Raw genomic sequence first — 19686 nt, forward strand, 5'->3', positions numbered from 1 at the left:
TGCGCTGCCGCTCCTGCGGAAAGACCTCGCGCATCGAGGTCCCATGGTCGCGCCCTGGCAGTCATTTCACTCTACTGTTCGAGGCTCTGGCCATGTCCTTGTGCCAAACAATGACCGTGGCCGAGACAGCCCGGCTGCTGCGTGTGACGGCGCATCGCCTGTGGCGCAGCGTCGGCCATTACGTCGCCGTGGCGCGCGGCAAGGATGACATGAGCGAGGTGAAGCTCATCGGCATCGACGAGACCAGCCTTCGGCGCGGTCACCAGTACGTGACGGTCGTTCACGACCTGGATGCCAAGCGCCTGCTATTCGCCACCGAAGGCCGCGACCACGAGACGGTGGTCGCTTTCAAGGCCGATCTGATCGCCCATGGCGGGCAGCCACAGCGGATCGAGCACGTCTGCATGGACATGGGCCAGGCCTACATCAAGGGCGTCACCGAGCAATTGCCGCAGGCCCAGATCAGCTTCGACCGCTTCCACGTGATCGCCTTGGCCAACGATGCGATGGATAAGGTACGCAAGCTGGAAATGGCGGAGCATCCGCGCGTCGTTCGCAGCGCCTTGGGGACCGAACGCAAGACCGTCCGTGCGTTGATGTGGGGCATGCGCCGCGACGCGCACAGCTGGACGGCGCGCCAGCGCGACACGATGTATCTCTTGCAGCGTTCCCGACTCAAGAGCGCAAGGGCGTGGCGGCTGAAAGAAGCATTGCGGGACACCTATCGGCACGCCGTGGCCGCCAACAGCGCGGAAGCGGCGCAGGCGGCGCTGGAGCGTTGGATATCGTGGGCCCGCCGAAGCCGGCTCGAGCCGTTCAAGAAACTGGCGCTGACGCTGCGCGAGCGCCTGCCAGGCGTCGTGCGCGGCATGCTCGATGGCCGCAGCAACGCCTATGTCGAAGCGATGAACGGCATGCTTCAACAAGCCAAGCGAGCAGCACGCGGCTTCCGGAGCGCCGCCAACTTCATCGCTATCGCCTATCTGCGCATGTCCAAACTCGCTCATTTACCCGTCAATCCCTTGCAGGCCGCCGCGAAGCGGTCGGTTTCAATTAGGCGATACCGTGGCGGTCGTCAAGTTTCACCGAAAACGTCATAGAGCCCCCTTTTATCACGAGGGGGAATCGGTCGAATGAAGCATTCACCCATGCTGGCTTGCCATCCACACGCGAAGAAGCCGTATCTGTGAATTTATTGCGGGTGTAATAGGACGTGCCGTCCGGCAGTAAGATATTCGAGACCCCATCGCCAGGTCCATCAACTGTCTCCGTCAAAGTAAAACGTGGCAACACGATCCTACGAGAACCAACTTTCATCAAGATCCTTAAACTAGTCCGGGCCGCATCATAAAGGGCATCGAACATCTTGTCCATTTTTTAAAAGTACACCATGCTGTCTTGTCCCAATTAGTTTGTACATGGGAAAGACCACCCGGAAAAAACCCTGGGCACCACGCTCGACTGGGCCAGGAAATACCCGAACAGCGCGCGCGCCCTGATCGCCGCCGTATTGGAGGCGAGCAAGTGGATCGACGCCGGCCTGGTCAACAAGACCAGGATGGCGGCCACCATCGCCGACAAGTCCTACGTGAACACCTCGGTCGACGTGATCAACCAGCGCATCCTGGGCCGCTACCAGAACGGCATGGGCAAGACCTGGGACGACCCCAACTACATGAAATTCTACAACGATGGCACGGTCAACTATCCCTACCTGTCGGATGGCATGTGGTTCCTGACCCAGCACAAGCGCTGGGGCTTGCTCAAGACCGAGCCCGACTACCTGGCCACCGCCACCAGCGTCAACCAGATCGGGCTGTACACCGAGGCCGCCGCCATGGCCAAGGTGAGCCTGCCCACCTCGCCGCTGCGCACGGTGAAAATGCTCGACGGAACGGTCTGGGATGGCAAGCATCCCAAGGCCTACGCCGACTCCTTCAAGATCAAAGCCTGAACCGGGAGCCCATGATGAGTGCCGTGCTGGAATCGATGTCGAACACCCCGAGTGGCGCCGCGCTGGCCGCGCCGGTGCCTGAAAAACGCCCGCGCAGCCAGCGTCTGGCCAGCCAGGGCGTGACCTTGAGCAATGGCAAGTCACGCCTGCGCGGCGTGCTCCTGGCGGTGCTGCCGCCGCTGATGGGACTGGGCCTGCTGGTGCTGCTGTGGCAGATTCTGTCGGTCAACAACAGCAGCTTTCCCTCGCCCGCCGTGACCTTCGCCGAAGCGCTGCGCATGTTCGCCGATCCCTTCTACCGCAACGGCCCCAACGACCAGGGCATCGGCTGGAACATCCTGGCCTCGCTCAAGCGCGTGGCGCTCGGCTTCGGCCTGGCGGCCGCGGCCGGGATTCCGCTCGGCTTCATGATCGGACGCTTCAATTTTCTGGCGGGCATGTTCAATCCCATCATCAGCCTGCTCAAGCCTGTCTCGCCGCTGGCCTGGCTGCCGATCGGCTTGCTGGTGTTCAAGTCGGCCGATCCAGCCGCGATCTGGTCGATCTTCATCTGCTCGATCTGGCCGATGATCGTCAACACCGCCGCCGGCGTGCGGCGCGTGCCGCAGGACTACATGAACGTCGCGCGCGTGCTGCAACTGTCGGAATGGAAAATCTTCACCAAGATCCTGCTGCCTTCGGTATTGCCCTACATGCTGACCGGCGTGCGCCTGGCCATCGGCACCGCCTGGCTGGTGATCGTCGCCGCTGAAATGCTGACCGGCGGCGTGGGCATCGGCTTCTGGGTGTGGGATGAGTGGAACAGCCTGAACGTGCCGCACATCCTGATCGCCATCGTCGTCATCGGCGTGGTCGGGCTGGTGCTCGAACTTGCCCTGGTGGCGCTGGCCAAGGCCTTTACCTATGAAGAAGCGGGGAACTGACATGAACAAGAAATTCATTGAAGTGCAGCACGCCGAGATGGTGTTCGAGACGCGCAAGGGACGCTTCCACGCGCTTCACGACATCAACCTGACGGTGGCGCAGGGTGAATTCGTGACCCTGATCGGCCACTCGGGCTGCGGCAAGTCGACCCTGCTCAACCTGCTGGCGGGATTGACCACGGCCACCGATGGGGCCCTGATCTGCGCCGGCCGCGAGATTGCCGGGCCGTCGCCCGAGCGCGCGGTCGTGTTCCAGAACCACTCGCTGCTGCCGTGGCTGAGCTGCTTCGAGAATGTGTACCTGGCGCTCGAGCGTGTGTTCTCGAACAAGGAATCGGCCAGCCAGCTGCGCGAGCGCGCCAGCGCGGCGCTGGCGCTGGTGGGACTGGGTGCGGCGGCGAGCAAGCGCCCCAACGAGATTTCGGGCGGCATGAAGCAGCGCGTCGGCATTGCGCGCGCGCTGTCGATGGAGCCGAAAGTGCTGCTGATGGACGAACCCTTCGGCGCGCTCGACGCCCTCACGCGCGCACACCTGCAGGACGAATTGCTGCGCATCGTGGCCCAGACCGGATCGACCGTGGTCATGGTGACCCACGACGTGGACGAGGCGGTACTGCTGTCCGACCGCATCGTGATGATGAGCAACGGGCCGGCGGCGACCATCGGCGACATCGTGCAGGTGCGGCTGGCGCGCCCGCGCGAGCGGGTGGCGCTGGCGCACGACGCGCTGTACATGGAGTACCGCACGCGGGTGCTGGAGTTCCTGTATCACCGCCAGTCCAGGCCGCAGGCGGCCTGAGCAAGCTGTGTTTGAGATCAGGCAATATCAAGCACGATCGGCTGATGGTCGGAGGCTGCCGTTTCCGACTGCACTTCCACCTCGGTCACGCGCGCGGCCAGATCGTCGGTGACGAAAAAATAGTCGAAGCAATCGGCCCGCTCTGGCCACTTGAACCCGTGCAAACCGGCGGTCGGCGCGCGCGCGATCTCCGGATGGCGCAAGCGCCAGGCGTCGACCAGCGGCAGCGCGATGCTGTCGTCCGGCGCGATCAATTCCTGGTAATCGGGCGAGTCGGGCGTGAAATTGAAGTCGCCGCAATAGATCGCCGAGCCGGGCCGGTATCCGAGCTGGTATGGCGGGTCCATGGTCGGGTCCGGTTGAAAGATGCGCGCCCGTTCGCAGGCTTCCCAATGCAAATACTTGATATGCCGGACCTGCGCCATGCGCTGCACCGGCGAGTAGTATTCCAGGTGCGTGGTCAGCACGCGCACCCGGCCGCCGGGCGCATCGACGACCGCCTCGATCAGGCCGCGCGGCATGCCGGCCGGACTGCCCGGATCGGGCGGCCACGGCAGCAGGTAGCGGTGCACCTGGTTGATTCTATATTTGGAGAGCAACATATTGCCGAACTGGCGCGGCAGATTGTTTTGGTAGATTTCACTGGTCGGTTCGATCACCGGCTGGTAGCCGCCAAAGGCTCCCGCCAGCTGGCGGAACTGGTTGGCGTTGGCGTTGCCTTCAAGCTCGGCATGATTTGACGCAACTTCCTGCAGGCAAATCACATCGGGATTTAATTTGCGCAACACATCGATGATGGCATGGATGCGGATCCTGCCATCCTTGCCGCAACCCCAGTGAATATTCCAGCTAACAACACGCATACAGCACCTCCGGAAAAACAGAACCGGGCGAGTTTGCCATTCTTTGGAAAAATACGGTACACGGTAGGATCGTCATCGGCGCCGCAAGTTCAGCGCATGGGTTTTTTCAGACCACCTTGATCTCGTCGAGCGGCCAGCGCGGGCGCACGTTGAAGCTGTAGTCGCGCGTCGCCGCGTTGGGATTGATTTGCAGGCGCATGGCGCCGGCAAAGGCGATCATGGCGCCGTTATCGGTGCAGAATTCCAGCTCCGGATAAAACACGCGGAATTTTTTGGCGGAAGCGGCCGCGTTGAGCGAGGCGCGCAGCTGGGCGTTGGCGCCCACGCCACCAGCGATCACCAGGCGCTTCAAGCCGGTGTGGCGCAGCGCGCTGATGCACTTGGCGGTGAGCACATCGACGATGGCATCGACGAAGCCGCGTGCGATGTTGGCCTTGTCCTGTTCGCAGATATTGGCGATGACTTTTTCCTCGTGGTTCTTCACCACCGTCAGCACGGCCGTTTTCAGGCCCGAGAAGCTGAAGTTGAAGTCCTTCGAGTGCAGCATGGGACGCGGCAGCTTGTAGGCCAGTGGATCGCCGAATTCGGCCAGGCGCGAAATCGCCGGGCCGCCGGGGTAGCCCAGGCCGAGCAGCTTGGCCGATTTGTCGAAGGCTTCGCCGGCCGCGTCGTCCAGCGTTTCCCCGAGCAGGGTGTACTGGCCGACGCCATCGACCCGCATCAGCTGCGTATGGCCGCCCGAGACCAGCAGCGCGATGAAGGGAAATTGCGGCGGATCGCTCGCTAGCAGCGGCGAGAGCAGATGGCCTTCGAGGTGGTGCACGCCGAGCACCGGCTTGTCGAGCGCCAGCGCGAGGCTGCAAGCGATCGAGGAGCCGACCAGCAGCGCGCCAGCCAGGCCCGGACCCTGGGTGTAGGCGATGGCGTCGATATCGGCCATGGCCACGCTGGCGCGGGACAGGGTTTCTTCGAGCAGGGGGATGGCGCGCCGGATATGGTCGCGCGAAGCCAGTTCGGGCACCACGCCGCCGTACTCCTCGTGCATGGCGACCTGCGAATGCAGGGCGTGGGAGAGCAAGCCGCGTTGCGTGTCGTACAACGCAAGGCCGGTTTCATCGCAGGAGGATTCGACGCCGAGAACAATCATGGGAGGTGCGCAAGATAAGAAGGAATGCGCCATTGTAAAGCACCACTGCGTCGTTCCCGCGCCAAGGCGGCACTCGGCGGGAACCCAAGTTTGTCGATAAGCCGTTAGCTGCGCTACGAACTTGGGTTGCCGTGGGGGCGCCTAGCCCTGCGCGGGAACGACGCTGGGGTGGGTTTTAAGGACGCTGCAACAGCTCCGCGTGCGCGGCACGCAGCATGGTCTCGGTCGCATCCCAATCGATGCAGCCATCGGTCACCGAGCAGCCATACTTCAACTGCGACAGATCGGCCGGAATCTTCTGGTTGCCGCCGACGATATTCGACTCGATCATCACACCGACCAGCGACTTGTTCCCGTGACGGATCTGCTGCACCACGTCCGACATTACCAGCGGCTGCAACTCAGGCTTCTTGTAGCTGTTCGCATGCGAGCAGTCGACCACCAGGTTGGCCGGCAGCTTGGCCTTTTCCAGCGCCTGCTCCGCGATCGCGATCGACACCGAATCGTAATTCGGACGTCCGTCGCCGCCGCGCAGCACCACGTGGCCGTACGCGTTGCCGCTGGTGCGCACGATCGATACCGTGCCCTGGCCGTTGATGCCCAAAAACGAGTGCGGATGCGCCGACGACAAAATGGCGTTGATCGCGATGCTGATATCGCCATCGGTACCGTTCTTGAAGCCGACCGGGGTCGACAAGCCCGACGACATCTCGCGGTGCGTCTGCGATTCGGTGGTGCGCGCGCCGATCGCGGTCCAGGCGATCAAATCGCCCAGGTACTGCGGCGAGATCGGGTCGAGCGCTTCGGTGGCGGTGGGCAGGCCCAGTTCGCACACGTCGAGCAGGAAGCGGCGCGCTTTTTCCATGCCTTCGTCGACGCGGAAGGAATCGTCCATGTGCGGATCGTTGATATAGCCCTTCCAGCCAGTCGTGGTGCGCGGTTTTTCGAAATACACACGCATCACCAGCAGCATGGTGTCGGCCACGTCGGCTTGCAGCGCCTTGAGGCGGCGCGCATAGTCGATGCCGGCCACCGGGTCGTGGATCGAGCACGGGCCGACGACAACGAACAGGCGCTTGTCCTTGCGGTCGATGATGTCGCGCAGCGCGGCGCGGCCCTGCATGACCGTGGCAAACGCGCTGTCGCTCAGGGGAAGGCGCTTGTGCAGCTCTTCCGGGGTCGGCATGGTCGCGAACGACGTGACGTTGGTATTTTCGATGTCTGGGGTAGTAATCATGAAGGCTGCTTTTTCTCGTGTTTTTCGGCGTGGATAGGGGAGTTTAGCCCGAATCGGCCCTTCTTGCACCGCTTGCATCAAAAACGCCGCCGCTTGGGCGCCGGCCGCCATTGACCGTGTCATCAGCGAGTCATGCCGCTCCTTTAAGCTTGCCGGCTTCTCAACTCCCTACAACGAGCTGTCATGACCCAACCGAATTCACGCCGCAAGTTCCTTCGCAACCTCTCGCTCGGGACCGTCGCGGCGTCCGGCGCCGCGCTGGCCGGCTGCGGCGGCAGCGACGGCGGCGACATCGATGTCCGCTTCGCGCACGGCGTCGCCAGCGGCGATCCGATGAGCGACCGCGTGATCCTGTGGACCCGCATCAGCACCGCCGCCAGCGGCGACATCGAGGTCAAATGGGAGCTCTCCGAGGATAGCAACTTCGCCGTCATCGCCGCCACCGGCACCACCCCCACCGGCCCGGCGCGCGACTACACCGTCAAGGTCGATGCGACCGGCCTGGCCGCCAACCGCGCGTATTACTACCGCTTCGTCGCGTACGGCGCCGCCTCGCCGGTCGGCCGTACCAAGACCCTCGGCACGGGCAACCTGGCGCAGGTCAAGCTGGCGGTGTTCAGCTGCACCAACTACCCGGCTGGCTACTTCCATGTCTACGCCGAAGCGGCAAAGCTGAACGATATCGACGCCGCCATCCACCTGGGCGACTACATCTACGAATACGCCAAGGACGGTTACGCCGCCAAGGACGCCGAGGCGATGGGCCGCGTGTCGGTGCCGGCCAACGAGATCATCACCCTGAGCGACTACCGGCGCCGCTACGCCCAGTATCGCGCCGACAAGGACCTGCAGGCGATCCACGCGCGCATGCCCTTCATCACCGTGTGGGACGATCACGAACTGGCCAACGACAGCTGGCGCGAAGGCGCGGAAAACCACGACCCGGCCACCGAAGGCCTGTTCCTGGCGCGCCGCCAGATGGCGATCCAGGCCTACAACGAATGGATGCCGATCCGCCTGCCGGACGCTGGCAAGCCTGAGCGCATCTACCGCTCCTTCGACTTCGGCAACCTGCTGTCGCTGCACATGCTCGACACGCGCATCATCGGCCGCGACAAGCAGCTTGGCTACGCCAGCTATGTCGGTGCCGGCGGCGCTTTTAATGGCGCCAGCTTCGCTGCCGCCGTGGGCGACCCGGCGCGCCAGCTGATGGGCGCCGACCAGACCACCTGGCTCAAAGGCCAGATGGGCAAATCGAACGCCACCTGGCAGATGCTGGGTCAGCAGGTACTGATGGCGCGCATGAACCTGCCGGCGCCGCTGGTGCTGGGCGCGATCGGTTTCGGCGCCTACGTCGCGCTGCTGGCAAAGGCGAAGAGCGCGCCAACGACCTTGACGGCAGCCGAGCAGCAGATCCTGGCCCAGCCATCGGTGCCGTACAACCTCGACGCGTGGGACGGCTACCAGGCCGCGCGTGAAACCGTGCTGGCCACGGCCAGGGCACTGAACAAGAACCTGGTGGTGCTGGCCGGCGACACGCACAACGCCTGGGCCAGCGACCTGGCCGACATGAACGGGCAGGCGGTCGGGGTGGAGTTCGGGGTGTCGTCGGTGACCTCGCCCGGCTTCGAAGACATCTTCAAGAATGAAGATCCGGCGCTGGTGGCGGCCGGCCTGGAACAGATCATCGGGCCGCTGGTGTATGCGGAAACGAAGTCGCGCGGCTTCATGGTGGTGACGGTAACGCCATCCGAAACGCGCGCCGAGTACCGCTATGTGAGCACGGTCAAGTCGGCCAGCTACACGGCCGTTGCCGGCAAGGTCCTCAAGACGCTGCCGGGCGCCGCCAACCGCAAGCTGATCGCGGTGTAAAAAAGGGGGACGGGGCGCACGGTGGAATGCGGCTCCGTCCCCAAAACCACGCACTTACCCCTTACACGGGCAGCACTTTCATATCGAAAGCGCGCTCGAACAGCCAGACGGCGGCTACCAAGGCGATGACGACCGAGCCGGTGGTCATCAACTGACCGTAAAACCAGGTGCGGCGCGTCAGGAACGCGAGCGGCAGGAATACCGCCACGATGGCCAGCTGCCCCAGTTCCACGCCCACGTTAAAGCCCGCGAGGCTCAACGCCAGCGCGCTTTGCGGCAGGCCCAGGTCGGCCAGTACGCCGGCAAAGCCGAAACCGTGAATCAGCCCGAACACGAAGGCCGCCAGCGGCCGCCGTCCGCGAAACAGCGGGATGACGTTATTCACCGCCGCCAGCAGCACCGAGGCCGCAATCGCCGATTCCACCCAACGCGTTGGCAGCGACAGCACCTGCAGGCTGGCCAGGGTCAAGGTCAGCGAGTGCGCCAGCGTGAACGCGGTCACCACCTTGAGTACATCGGTAAAGGCCGCCCTGAGCGGCTGCTCCTGTTGCATCGCGACAGGCGCCAGCACCGCCGGCAGCAGCAGCGAGAGCAGGAACAGGATGTGGTCGAAGCCGATCCAGATATGCCACACGCCGTGTTTGACGTAGCCGGCGAACTGGACGAACTTGCCGGGCGCGCGCAGCAGCAGATCCTGGCGCGCCGCGTCGGGGCTGAAAATGGCGGTCGAGGTCACGCCTTCGTGCTCCAGCTTGACCAGTCCCTTGTGCTGCGGATCGAGGTCGGCGAACAGGCGATAGCCGACGCCGAGCGCAGTCGCGGCGGCGCGGCAGGTGGCGCGAAAGCGCAGCACCGTGTAGGCGCCGTCGGTGTGCTGGTCGATCAGCTGCTCGCCGGCGACGATGGGGCAGGCGGCGCCGCCGCTGGTGAGTGCCAGGCGCGCCAGCGCGTAGTTGGCGATGGCGGCGTGCTGGCTGCGGATTTCATCCCAGGTCAGGTCGCCGTCGCCGTCCTGGTCGAGGTCCAGGGCAAAATCGAGGTCGCGCAGGGCGATGTCCCACTGGCCATCGACCTGCTGGCCGGCCACCCTGATGGTCAGGTAGCTGTCGCTCGGCTTGTGTGCGCGCGCCGGAGCGGCGACCAGGGCCAGCGCCAGCATCAGCAGGCCAATGAAGTAGCGGCCCATCATGCGCCCGCCTTGATTTGCCTGACCAGGCGCGCCACGGCCACGTCTTCCACCGCGTGTTTGGCCACCCAGTCGATGACCGGTGCGGCGGCGGCCTTGTCGCCGGCTTTGGCGGCCGCTTCCAGCAGCACCCGCATGTCGGCCGATTCCTTCTGCACCACCCAGTTTTGCTGCGCCAGCGCGAGCGCTGTTTTGGCGTCGCCGCGGATGTGCAGCTCGTAGCGTGCCTGTTCGCGCTGGTGGACGGTGTCGCCGCGCTGCATGGCGGCGTCGAAGCGGGCCTTGAGTTCGGCGTCGGCATTGCGCAGCGTATCGCTAGCCGGGCCGTCCTGGTGCAGGGCCAGCGCGTAGCGCAGCAGCAGGCCGTCGATGCGGGTGCGGTCCTTGACCAGGGCAAGCACCTCCGCTGCGCGCTGCTGCTCCAGCAGGAAGTCGGCGTAGGCGCCGAGCAGGTAGCTGTCGCGCGGGTCGAGCACCAGCGCGCGCTTGAAGCGTTCTTCGGCGGCCTTGGCGTCGCCGCGCCGCTGCGCCATTTCACCGAGCAGTGTCAAGACCCAGACCTGCATCCCGGCGTCGGCTTCCTGGTTGCGGCGCAGGGTGAGCTCGAGCAGGGCTTCGCTCCTGGCCGAGCGTCCGGTCATGGTGCCGACGTTGGCCACGCAGGTAATCGTCACCAGTTCGGTCGACAGTGACGACAGGCGGGCGCAGCTCGCGGTGGCCGCCTGGTACTCGCCGCGCACGGTCTGCACGATGGCGCGCGTGAGCCAGGCTTGCGGATTGCTTGAATCGGCGCTGACGATGGCGTCCAGGTCGCGCAAGGCTTCGGTGAAGTGGTGGGTACTTTGCAGCAGCATGGCACGCAGCAGGCGCACCTGCGGCGGGGGCGCCGGCATGGCCCACCATGGCGCCAGCGCGGCCTGCGCGTAGCCGAAATAGCGCGGATCGGTTTCCTGGCGCGCTACCGTGATGTAGCGCTGCGCGGTGCGCGTGGCCAGGGCCACGTCGCCGGGACGGGCGGCCAGTTGCGCGCGCAGTGCGGCCAGTTCGCGTTGAAGAGGGGCGGTGCGGCGCGCCAGGCGCTCGACGACGGTGCCGCCGCTGGCGGGAAGATAAGGTGCTGCCTGAATGGCCGGCACAGCGAGCGCGTACAGCAGCAGCGCGGGAACGGCAATGCGAGCGAATCGTTTCGGCATGATGTGTTCCCGGTGCGTGAGAAGAGTTTGGGTACGACAGCGGCCGGGACGCAAGCCTCCCGGCCGGATTGGTGCTTACAGCGCCGACGGTTCCGTGTCTTCCGGCGCGCTGCTGGCGATGGCGTCGATGCTGGCCGCGTCGCTATCGTCAGGCATGGCCGCCACGGTGGTCTTCACCGAGTTGTAGAAGGCATCGGCGAGCGGGCCCGCTGGTGGTGGCGGCGGTGGCGTCGGTACTTCCGGCGCGGACGAGGTGCGGGTATCGCTGCCGCATGCCGTCAACAGCAGCAAGGCACAGATCAGGCTCAGTTTTTTCATGGTGCTCTCCGGTTCATGTGATTGCGGCGGCCATTACTTCTGTGGCGAACCCGGGATCGGCGATTTCAGGTACGGGAAGCTGGCGTTGACCATGGTCTCGTCCAGATACGCGCCGTCGGTGAAGCGCAGGGCGCCGGCCGGTGCATCGGTTGGTGCGCAGCCGATGTTGAGGGTGCACAGCTTGCCCATGACGACGCGCAGCGCGACGTCGACCACGTCGTCGCCCGGACGGCGGCCGTTCGGGAAGCCGGCGTTGTCGCCTTCGATCACGCCGAGGCGTTTTTGCATGCCCGGTGCGGTCGGGGCGATCGAGGTGTTCAGGCGCAGCATTTCCGAGGCGGTGACGGTCTTCGGCTGGTTCACGCCCTTGATCCCGGTCAGGAAGGCGGCCACCAGGTCGTTGCGCGGGAAGTTGGTCGGCGCCTTGGCGCCAGCGCTGCCGTACAGGATTTCGACCAGCGCGGGCAGGGTCGGATTGGTCACGTAGTCGGCGAACTGGCCGTCGGCCGATGGCTTGCTGTGATTGAAGCGGTCCTTGTCCTTGAGGCCGATGACGACTTCGTTCACCAGCGGCATGCCCAGGCGCGAGACCTGGACCCAGGCGCCGCCTTCTTTCGAGACGTCGGTGTTGGACTTCGGCGTCGGGTTGATCAGGCGGCCCTGGCGCAGACTGGCCGTGGTCCAACCGCCGATGACCGGGTCGCCCGCAGTGGCGCTGACCAGGCACGACGTCGGCACTTCCATGCTCAAGGTGGTCACGTTCTTGTCGGCCAGGTCGTCCTTCGCGCCGGTTTCGGCGTTGGCGCTGAACTCGACGGCTGGCGCCTTGATGTTAATCAGGTCGAAGGTTTCGCCGAGGTTGACGACGAACGGATCCTTGCGCTGGCCGACGAACAGTCTGGCCGGGGCTGCGCAGCCGGGAATGGTGGCGTTGTACAGGTGGCGGGCGGCGTAGGCGTCGTAGTTCGGGATCGACTTGTTGCCGATGTTGTCTAACGGCTTGTCGAAGGCGGTGTGGCCGGTGTCGGCATTGGCGACGACGGCGCGGGTGCCGCTGCGGCGGTCGCCGCGGACCACGGTGACGGTGAAGGTTTCGCGCACGTTGGCGCCGGCGGCGTTGGTGTCGGCGATCGGGCCGCCGTTGATCACGAGGGGAATCGAGACCTTTTTACCGCCCACGGTCAGCTGCGTATCCTTATTGGTATTCTTGAAGCGGAACTGGAAGGTGATGTCTTCCTTGGCGTCGCCATTGTTATCGACATGGATTTCGTAGAGTGCGTCCGGGTCCATCATGAAGTAATTCGGGCCGCCGTAGGCATCCTGCAGCGGCACATAGTTGGCGATCAGCGTTGTAAAATCGCTGCGGCCGGCCTGGTAACTGCGGAACATGTAGAAGTCGGTGGCATCGATCTTCGGATTGCGCGTGATGAACGGCGCTTCGCGGTGGCTCGATGCGAATGCCGACGGCGCGAATGCGCAGGCCAGCAGCTTGCCTGCCAATACCGCGCCGATGGTCGCCCGTAGTCTCATCTGGTTCATGTTGCTCTCCTCGTTATAGGGTTTCACACTGATGTGTATGCAGATATACGTGGTGCCCCCGTCGCCGGATTCACTTTATGCCAAATAAATTTTTATCAATGCAGTGTTAAGCTGAACCCCATGAACAAAACAACCGAACCATTCCTGGCCGCCACTTTTATAAAAGAAATCGGGCGCGGTAAAAAAGGAGCGCGCAGCATGACGCGCGAAAATGCGCATGCGCTGTATGAAGCGATGCTCGACGGCAGGGTGTCCGACCTGGAGCTGGGCGGCATTTTGCTGGCGATGCGCATCAAGGGCGAGTCGGTGGAAGAGATCGCCGGTTTCCTCGATGCGGGCCAAGCCTCGTTTGCGCCGCTGGTGGCGCCGGCGGGGGCGTACGCGCCGGTGCTCATTCCGAGCTACAACGGCGCGCGCAAGATGGCCAACCTGACGCCGCTGCTGGCGCTGCTGCTGGCGCGCGAAGGCGTGCCGGTGCTGGTGCATGGCGTGAGCAGCGATCCGGGGCGCGTGACGACGGCCGAGATTTTCGCCGCGATGGGGATCGGGCCGGCGGGGTCACATGCCGATGTGCAGGCCGCATTTGCCGCCGGCAAGCCGGCCTTCATGCCGATCGAGACGCTGGCGCCGAAGATGGCGCACTTGCTGTCGCTGCGCCGCATTTTGGGTGTGCGCAACTCGACCCATACCCTGGTCAAAATTTTGCAACCGTTCGCGGGGCCGGCGCTGCGGCTGGTGTCGTACACCCATCCCGAGTACCTGGACATGCTCGGCGAATACTTCACGACCATCGCGCGCGAAGGGCGGGGCGACGCCTTCCTGATGCGCGGCACCGAAGGCGAAACGGTGGCCAATGCCAACCGGGCGCAGCAGATCGACTGGTTCCACGGCGTCGAGCGCACCGTGCTGGTGCAGCGCGATGCACCAACAGATGACGTGGCGGAGGGACCGGCCGAGCGTGACGCCGCCACCACGGCAGCCTGGATTACCCGCGCGCTGGAGGGCGGCGTGGCCGTGCCTGCCTCGATTACCGAACAAGTGGCACAGTGCTTGCTAGTTTCAAAGTCAATACAGGCAAACACGGGTGCGCATGATGGAGAGCAAAGGTAAGGTTTATCTGGTCGGGGCCGGTCCGGGCGATCCGGAGCTGCTGACCTTGAAAGCGGTGAAGGCGATTGCGGCGGCCGATGTGCTGCTGGTGGACGACCTGGTCAACCTGGCGATCCTGGAGCACGCCTCGCCGTCGGCGCGTATTGTGCCGGTGGGTAAGCGCGGAGGTTGCCGGTCGACCTCGCAAGAATTCATTGAACGGTTGATGGTGGCCGAGGCGCGGGCCGGGCGCACGGTGGTGCGGCTCAAGGGAGGCGATCCCTTCATTTTCGGGCGTGGCGGCGAAGAGCGCGCGCACTTGATGGCGGAAGGCATCGCGGTCGAGGTCATCAACGGCATCAGCAGCGGGTTGGCGGCACCGTCGTCGATTGGCGTGCCGCTGACGCACCGCGACTGGAGTTCGGGTGCCATCTTCGTGACCGGGCATGAGCGCGGTGACGAGCCCGGCAGCGCCCGCACGCCGGACTGGGCATTGTTGGCGCAGACCGGGCTGACGCTGGTGATCTACATGGGCGTGGCGCGTTGCAGGCAGATCCAGGCGGCGCTGCTGGCGGGCGGCAAGGCGGGCAGCACGCCGGTGGCCGTGATCCATTCGGCGACCGGGGCGGGGGAGACGCAGCTGCTGACGACCCTGGCTGATTTGGCGGAGGATCTCGCTGCTTCCGGGCTGGGCAGTCCCAGCATCATCGTGATTGGCGACGTGGTGCGCTGCGCCGACAGCGCGGTCGAGCATATCCAGGCACTCGCACGGCCAGCCTGAATTTCCTACCCTGTGCAGAGTTTCACTGAGCCCGGCCACCTTCAAACACCTACAACCGGGGTCTGACCTCTGATTAGCAATTATTTGTGTTGCTAATCAGAGGTCAGACCCCGGTTGTGGGAATTTCTACCGCTGGTTCGGACACGTTCGGGCACTTGGCGGCCCCGGCGCGGTTTACAATCACTGTTTTAGTGATTAGCGGAAACCGGCATACGCCATGGCAAAACAATTTGATGTAGCAGTGATCGGCGCGGGCGCGGCCGGGATGATGTGCGCGGCCGTCGCCGCCCAGCGCGGCAAACGCGTGGTGTTGATCGATCATGCGGAGAAGCTTGCAGAAAAGATCAGGATTTCGGGTGGGGGGCGTTGTAACTTCACTAATATCAATGCCGCGCCGCAGAATTTTTTGTCGGATAATCCCCATTTCTGCAAGAGCGCATTATCGCGTTATACCCCGCAGGATTTTCTGACCCTTGTGAAGAAACACCGTATCGGTTTTCACGAGAAGCATCGCGGCCAGCTGTTTTGCAATGAGTCGGCCGAACAGATCATCCAGATGCTCAAGGCCGAGTGCGCCAGCGGCGATGTGACCTGGCGCATGCCGTCCAAGGTCGAGTCGCTCGAAAAAACCGCCGAGGGTTTCTTCATCCTCACCGACAGCGGCGAGATCCTGGCCGATAGCGTCGTCATTGCCACCGGCGGCTTGTCGATCCCCAAGACCGGCGCGACCGATTTCGGCTACCGCATCGCGGCCCAGTTCGACCTGATGATGGTCGAGCCACGCCCGGGCCTGGTACCGCTGACCTTCGACGGCCCCGGCTGGGAAGCCTTCGCGCCGCTGGCCGGCATCGCCCTCGAAGTCGAGGTGGAAACCGGCAGCAACAAGGGCAAGGGCAACAAGCGCGGCCATTTCCGCGAGGATTTGCTGTTCACCCACCGCGGCCTGTCGGGCCCGGCCATCCTGCAAATTTCCAGCTACTGGCAGCCGGGCACGCCGATCATCGTCAACCTGTTGCCGGAGATGGATGTGGCGCAGGAGTTGATCGAGGGCAAGAGCACGCTCAAGAAGCAACTCGGCAACGTGCTCTCGCAGTGGCTGCCGGCGCGCCTGGCCGAGGTGGTGATCGCCATCGCCGGCCTGACGCCCGATGCGCGCCTGGCCGACCTGCCGGACGCGAAACTGCGCAAGCTGGGCGACGCCATCAACCGCTGGGCCATCGTGCCGACCGGCTCGGAAGGCTACCGCAAGGCCGAGGTGACCCTGGGCGGCATCGATACGCGCGAGCTGTCGCAGCAATCGATGATGGCCAACAAGGTGCCCGGCCTGTATTTCATCGGCGAGGCGGTCGACGTGACCGGCTGGCTGGGCGGCTATAACTTCCAGTGGGCATGGGCCTCGGGCGTGGCGGCCGGGCAGGCGGTGTAAACGGCGGCGCTGTGGCTGTTGCGAAACAGCAAAAACGGAAGAGGAAAAGCGAAATACTTCCAAAGCTGTGGGATCGGTGCTATTATCTCGTTCTTCCCTAAATCTAACGGTTTGATTTTTACATGACCACTATTCGCCTTAAAGAAAACGAGCCGTTCGAAGTCGCAATGCGTCGCTTCAAACGCACCATCGAAAAAACGGGTCTGCTGACCGAACTGCGCGCACGCGAGTTCTACGAAAAGCCAACGGCTGAGCGCAAGCGCAAGCTGGCAGCTGCCGTTAAGCGCCACTACAAGCGCATCCGCAGCCAGCAACTGCCTAAGAAATTATTCTAAGACTGTCTAGTCGAAACTGATCCGGTGACGGCCAACAGCCTGACCGGGTCATTGTTTTTACTGTAGTCGCAGACCCGCTCCGGTTTACCGCAGCGGGTTTTGCTATTTGGATTTTGCTGCTTGTACTTGCTATTACATCATTTATCGAAACGAGGATTGCCATGGGCTTGAAAGAACAAATTACCGACGACATGAAAACGGCGATGCGCGCGAAAGAAGCGGCCAAGCTGGGTACGATCCGCCTGATCCTGGCCGAAATCAAGCGCCGCGAAGTCGATGAGCGCATCGAACTCGACGATGAGCAAACCCTGGCGATCATCGAAAAAATGATCAAGCAGCGCAAGGATTCGATCACCCAGTTTGAAGCGGGCAACCGCGCCGACCTGGCCGATATCGAAAAAGCCGAACTGGCCATCCTGGTCGCCTACATGCCGGCCGGCCTGTCGGAAGAAGAAATCGCCGCCGAAGTGGCCGCCGCCGTGAGCGCCTCGGGCGCCGCCGGTCCGCAAGACATGGGCAAGGTGATGGGCTTGCTCAAGGCAAAATTGCCAAAAGGCACCGACATGAGCGCCGTTTCGGGCTTGATCAAGAAGGCGCTCGCGCCCGCCTGATCGTCCCACGGAACGTTGTCGCGGAAGCGGCCGCGGCTAGCCGACGCGCCGCGTCTTGTCGCAGATCAAATCTGCGGCGGGCGCGGCGGTATAGTCTGACCTGACACAAAGACTGTTCATCGCACGTGATTCCACAATCCTTCCTGACCGATTTACTCAACCGTATCGACATCGTCGATGTGGTCGGCCGCTATGTCCAGCTGAAGAAGGGCGGGGCCAATTTCATGGGCTTGTGCCCGTTTCACAGCGAAAAATCCCCCAGTTTCACGGTCAGCCCGACCAAGCAGTTCTACCATTGCTTCGGTTGCAGCGCGCATGGCAACGCGGTCGGCTTCCTGATCGAGTATTCCGGCATGGGTTTCATCGATGCCGTCAAGGACCTGGCCCAGGGCGTCGGCATGGTCGTGCCCGATGCGGACGACAAGATTCCGCCGCTGCAGCGCGCCGCCAACCAGGCCCAGGCGTTGGCCCTGACCGAAGCCATGACCCAGGCCTGCGATTACTACCGTGGCCAGTTGCGCGGCGCCACGAATGCCATTGCCTACCTGAAAAACCGCGGCCTGACCGGCGAAGTGGCGGCCCGCTTCGGCATGGGCTACGCCCCGTCCGGCTGGGATAACCTGCGCACCGTGTTTCCCGATTACGAGGTGCTGGCGCTGGTCGAGTCCGGCCTGGTGATCGACAAGGTCGACGAAGACGGCGGCAACAAGAAACGCTATGACCGCTTCCGCGAGCGCATCATGTTCCCGATCCGTAATACCAAAGGCCAGGTGATCGGCTTCGGTGGGCGGGTGCTCGACCAGGGCGAGCCGAAATACCTGAATTCCCCGGAAACCCCGCTATTCCAGAAAGGCCTGGAGCTGTACGGCCTGTTCGAGGCGCGCCAGGCCATCCGCGACGCCGGCTATGTGCTGGTCACCGAAGGCTATATGGATGTGGTCGCGCTGGCCCAGCTCGGCTTTCCGCAAGCGGTGGCCACGCTCGGCACTGCCTGCACCAGTACCCACGTGCAAAAGTTGCTGCGCCAGACCGATAGCGTGATTTTCAGTTTCGACGGCGACAAGGCCGGCCGCCGCGCCGCCCGCCGCGCGCTCGAAGCTTGCCTGCCGCAGGTGAGCGACAACAAGATCATCAAATTCCTGTTCTTGCCGGCCGAGCACGATCCGGACAGCTTCGTGCGCGAATTCGGCGCCGATGTGTTCGAGCAAGAGATTCACGAAGCGATGCCGTTGTCGCAATTTTTGCTGCGCGAAGTGTCGGCCGAGCACGATCTTTCCACGCCGGAAGGGCGCGCCCGGGTCCAGTTCGACGCCAAGCCCTTGCTGCAATCGATGTCGCCCAGTTCCCTGCGCCTGCAGATCGTGCGCGGCCTGGCCAGCATGACCGAGTCCACGCCGGCCGAAATCGAAGCCCTGTTCGAGCTGTCCAAGCCGGTCTCGGTGGCGCGCCGGGCGCCGCCGCGCCAGGGCCGGCCCGAGCCGGTCGGGCTGGAATTGCAGATCTTGCGCCATCTGGTGGCCCATCCGCCGCTCAGCCTGGAGCTGGACGAGGCCGCCCTGGCCGCGTTCAACCATTTCGGCCCGGACGCGGCCGAGCGCTTGCTGTACCTGGTCGCCTGCGGCCAGGCGCTGGGGGCGAACGGCAGCTTTGCCGCCTTGTCCCAGCACTTGAAGGATACGAGCAACGAATACGATGGCTTGATCGCCGAGATTGCGTCCGAACCGGAATCGGATTTCGACAGCGTGAAATTGTGGCTCGTCGGGGCTGTGAGGCAGATCAAACTTGCGGCACTAAAACAGGAACTGACCCAGTTGTTTTCCGCCGGGCTGACCTCAGATCAGGTGGGTGTGCGCTACCGCGAAATCATGGCGGAGCAAAGGCGTCTGGAGGATGACGGCGCGCCGGCGTAGACCCTGCGCAAAGGGGGAAAATGGGGGGCTGCACAGGGGGCGTTTGGCACTGGAAAAAGACGGACTGCGTGCTATAATAAAACGATAAGTGTTGTGTTCGCAGAAATTTTTTCGTTGTCCGTAAGTTGTATTTCTTTCAGTGAGTTAGGCTCTTGATCGGCGCAAAGATGGTGGGGCGTCGGCGGCCAGGGCCAGCTTTGGTTGCGACGGCGCGCTGCGCGGTCGATGGCAAACATCGGTTTGCTTTTCAACCACACACGGCTCGCGCCTCCAACCGCCGTTGTTTGCAGTAGACTACTGCCGAAATCGCGCGGGTCGTGCCCGTAAGGTGATGTAAAGGTGTTATGAGTGCAGCAATGCCGGAGCGGTCTGCGGGCCGGTTCGGGACGTAGGGCCCAAAAGGCCGGCAACAAACTTTATCTTAATCCACCATAAAGCTAGTCGTTGTGACATCGAAAGCGCCTGTGCCAATCAAGAAACCTGAAACCCAAGCGGCTGATAAG

Annotated in this window: 17 protein-coding genes and 1 pseudogene; 11 read left to right on the forward strand and 7 right to left on the reverse strand. The window is 63.6% G+C overall.

Annotated features, from left to right (window positions below; translation table 11 throughout):
• From F2P44_RS05335 to F2P44_RS05350, 4 genes and pseudogenes are all read left to right on the forward strand, one after another.
• Positions 1–1100: ISL3 family transposase (locus F2P44_RS05335; RefSeq protein WP_229423398.1), on the forward strand; the 1100-nt coding region annotated here is incomplete at its 5' end.
• 323 nt (positions 1101–1423) lie between these two features.
• A pseudogene (locus tag F2P44_RS05340) lies at positions 1424–1954 on the forward strand (ABC transporter substrate-binding protein); the annotation flags it as partial.
• 14 nt (positions 1955–1968) lie between these two features.
• Positions 1969–2877: a nitrate ABC transporter permease gene (ntrB, locus tag F2P44_RS05345; protein WP_187363247.1), complete on the forward strand. Its 909-nt coding sequence runs from the start codon at positions 1969–1971 to the stop codon at positions 2875–2877.
• 1 nt (position 2878) lies between these two features.
• Positions 2879–3676: an ABC transporter ATP-binding protein gene (locus F2P44_RS05350; protein ID WP_167085693.1), complete on the forward strand. Its 798-nt coding sequence runs from the start codon at positions 2879–2881 to the stop codon at positions 3674–3676.
• Positions 3677–3693: 17 nt separating this feature from the next.
• On the opposite strand, the gene F2P44_RS05355 is transcribed toward F2P44_RS05350, so the two are convergent.
• From F2P44_RS05355 to F2P44_RS05365, 3 genes are all read right to left on the reverse strand, one after another.
• Positions 3694–4539, reverse strand: coding sequence for an endonuclease/exonuclease/phosphatase family protein (locus F2P44_RS05355; RefSeq protein ID WP_167085694.1), 846 nt, complete (start codon positions 4537–4539; stop codon positions 3694–3696).
• Positions 4540–4645: 106 nt separating this feature from the next.
• Entirely contained in the window at positions 4646–5686 is a 1041-nt protein-coding gene (gene tsaD / locus F2P44_RS05360) for a tRNA (adenosine(37)-N6)-threonylcarbamoyltransferase complex transferase subunit TsaD (protein WP_167085695.1), read from the reverse strand.
• A 175-nt stretch (positions 5687–5861) separates the two neighbouring features.
• Complete coding sequence (locus F2P44_RS05365; RefSeq protein ID WP_167085901.1) at positions 5862–6920, reverse strand: 3-deoxy-7-phosphoheptulonate synthase; 1059 nt, start codon at positions 6918–6920, stop codon at positions 5862–5864.
• Between the two features lie 186 nt (positions 6921–7106).
• On the opposite strand from F2P44_RS05365, the gene F2P44_RS05370 reads away from it, so the two are divergent.
• A complete protein-coding gene (locus F2P44_RS05370) occupies positions 7107–8795 on the forward strand; it encodes an alkaline phosphatase D family protein (RefSeq protein ID WP_167085696.1) in 1689 nt (562 codons plus the stop codon).
• Positions 8796–8856: 61 nt separating this feature from the next.
• On the opposite strand, the gene F2P44_RS05375 is transcribed toward F2P44_RS05370, so the two are convergent.
• The 4 genes from F2P44_RS05375 to F2P44_RS05390 all read right to left on the reverse strand — a co-directional run bounded on the left by F2P44_RS05375 (position 8857) and on the right by F2P44_RS05390 (position 13031).
• On the reverse strand, positions 8857–9984 hold the full coding sequence (locus F2P44_RS05375; protein WP_167085697.1) for a HupE/UreJ family protein: 1128 nt from the start codon (positions 9982–9984) through the stop codon (positions 8857–8859).
• The gene (locus tag F2P44_RS05380; RefSeq protein WP_167085698.1) at positions 9981–11174 is read right to left on the reverse strand and encodes a tetratricopeptide repeat protein; all 1194 of its coding nucleotides are present in this window, start codon (positions 11172–11174) and stop codon (positions 9981–9983) included. Before F2P44_RS05380 ends, F2P44_RS05375 begins: the two co-directional genes overlap by 4 nt.
• Positions 11175–11249: 75 nt before the next feature.
• Complete coding sequence (locus tag F2P44_RS05385) at positions 11250–11492, reverse strand: hypothetical protein (protein ID WP_167085699.1); 243 nt, start codon at positions 11490–11492, stop codon at positions 11250–11252.
• Positions 11493–11525: 33 nt separating this feature from the next.
• The gene (locus F2P44_RS05390; protein ID WP_167085700.1) at positions 11526–13031 is read right to left on the reverse strand and encodes a DUF4331 domain-containing protein; all 1506 of its coding nucleotides are present in this window, start codon (positions 13029–13031) and stop codon (positions 11526–11528) included.
• Positions 13032–13151: 120 nt separating this feature from the next.
• Here F2P44_RS05390 and ybiB point away from each other — a divergent pair, with 120 nt between their 5' ends.
• The 6 genes from ybiB to dnaG all read left to right on the forward strand — a co-directional run bounded on the left by ybiB (position 13152) and on the right by dnaG (position 19183).
• On the forward strand, positions 13152–14141 hold the full coding sequence (ybiB, locus tag F2P44_RS05395) for a DNA-binding protein YbiB (protein WP_167085701.1): 990 nt from the start codon (positions 13152–13154) through the stop codon (positions 14139–14141).
• A complete protein-coding gene (gene cobA, locus F2P44_RS05400) occupies positions 14125–14901 on the forward strand; it encodes a uroporphyrinogen-III C-methyltransferase (protein ID WP_167085702.1) in 777 nt (258 codons plus the stop codon). The genes ybiB and cobA overlap by 17 nt, the downstream gene beginning before the upstream one ends.
• 217 nt (positions 14902–15118) lie before the next feature.
• A complete protein-coding gene (locus F2P44_RS05405) occupies positions 15119–16327 on the forward strand; it encodes a BaiN/RdsA family NAD(P)/FAD-dependent oxidoreductase (protein ID WP_167085703.1) in 1209 nt (402 codons plus the stop codon).
• A gap of 122 nt (positions 16328–16449) precedes the next feature.
• Positions 16450–16662 (forward strand): 30S ribosomal protein S21, encoded by a 213-nt coding sequence (gene rpsU / locus F2P44_RS05410; RefSeq protein ID WP_008451879.1) that lies wholly within the window; start codon positions 16450–16452, stop codon positions 16660–16662.
• Positions 16663–16823: 161 nt separating this feature from the next.
• Positions 16824–17273, forward strand: a complete 450-nt coding sequence (locus F2P44_RS05415; protein ID WP_167085704.1) for a GatB/YqeY domain-containing protein — start codon at positions 16824–16826, stop codon at positions 17271–17273.
• A gap of 125 nt (positions 17274–17398) precedes the next feature.
• Entirely contained in the window at positions 17399–19183 is a 1785-nt protein-coding gene (dnaG, locus tag F2P44_RS05420) for a DNA primase (RefSeq protein WP_167085705.1), read from the forward strand.
• The last annotated feature ends 503 nt before the right edge of the window (positions 19184–19686 follow it).

This window comes from Massilia frigida (assembly GCF_011682175.1).
GTDB lineage: Bacteria > Pseudomonadota > Gammaproteobacteria > Burkholderiales > Burkholderiaceae_D > Telluria_A > Telluria_A frigida.

Coding starts and splice junctions, on each gene's coding strand:
- ybiB (WP_167085701.1), top strand. CDS start 13,152: ATGAACAAAACAACCGAACCATTCCTGGCCGCCACTTTTATAAAAGAA.
- F2P44_RS05405 (WP_167085703.1), top strand. CDS start 15,119: ATGGCAAAACAATTTGATGTAGCAGTGATCGGCGCGGGCGCGGCCGGG.
- F2P44_RS05355 (WP_167085694.1), bottom strand. CDS start 4,539: ATGCGTGTTGTTAGCTGGAATATTCACTGGGGTTGCGGCAAGGATGGC.
- F2P44_RS05375 (WP_167085697.1), bottom strand. CDS start 9,984: ATGATGGGCCGCTACTTCATTGGCCTGCTGATGCTGGCGCTGGCCCTG.
- F2P44_RS05380 (WP_167085698.1), bottom strand. CDS start 11,174: ATGCCGAAACGATTCGCTCGCATTGCCGTTCCCGCGCTGCTGCTGTAC.
- F2P44_RS05385 (WP_167085699.1), bottom strand. CDS start 11,492: ATGAAAAAACTGAGCCTGATCTGTGCCTTGCTGCTGTTGACGGCATGC.
- F2P44_RS05415 (WP_167085704.1), top strand. CDS start 16,824: ATGGGCTTGAAAGAACAAATTACCGACGACATGAAAACGGCGATGCGC.
- rpsU (WP_008451879.1), top strand. CDS start 16,450: ATGACCACTATTCGCCTTAAAGAAAACGAGCCGTTCGAAGTCGCAATG.
- tsaD (WP_167085695.1), bottom strand. CDS start 5,686: ATGATTGTTCTCGGCGTCGAATCCTCCTGCGATGAAACCGGCCTTGCG.
- F2P44_RS05390 (WP_167085700.1), bottom strand. CDS start 13,031: ATGAACCAGATGAGACTACGGGCGACCATCGGCGCGGTATTGGCAGGC.
- ntrB (WP_187363247.1), top strand. CDS start 1,969: ATGAGTGCCGTGCTGGAATCGATGTCGAACACCCCGAGTGGCGCCGCG.
- F2P44_RS05350 (WP_167085693.1), top strand. CDS start 2,879: ATGAACAAGAAATTCATTGAAGTGCAGCACGCCGAGATGGTGTTCGAG.
- F2P44_RS05370 (WP_167085696.1), top strand. CDS start 7,107: ATGACCCAACCGAATTCACGCCGCAAGTTCCTTCGCAACCTCTCGCTC.
- cobA (WP_167085702.1), top strand. CDS start 14,125: ATGGAGAGCAAAGGTAAGGTTTATCTGGTCGGGGCCGGTCCGGGCGAT.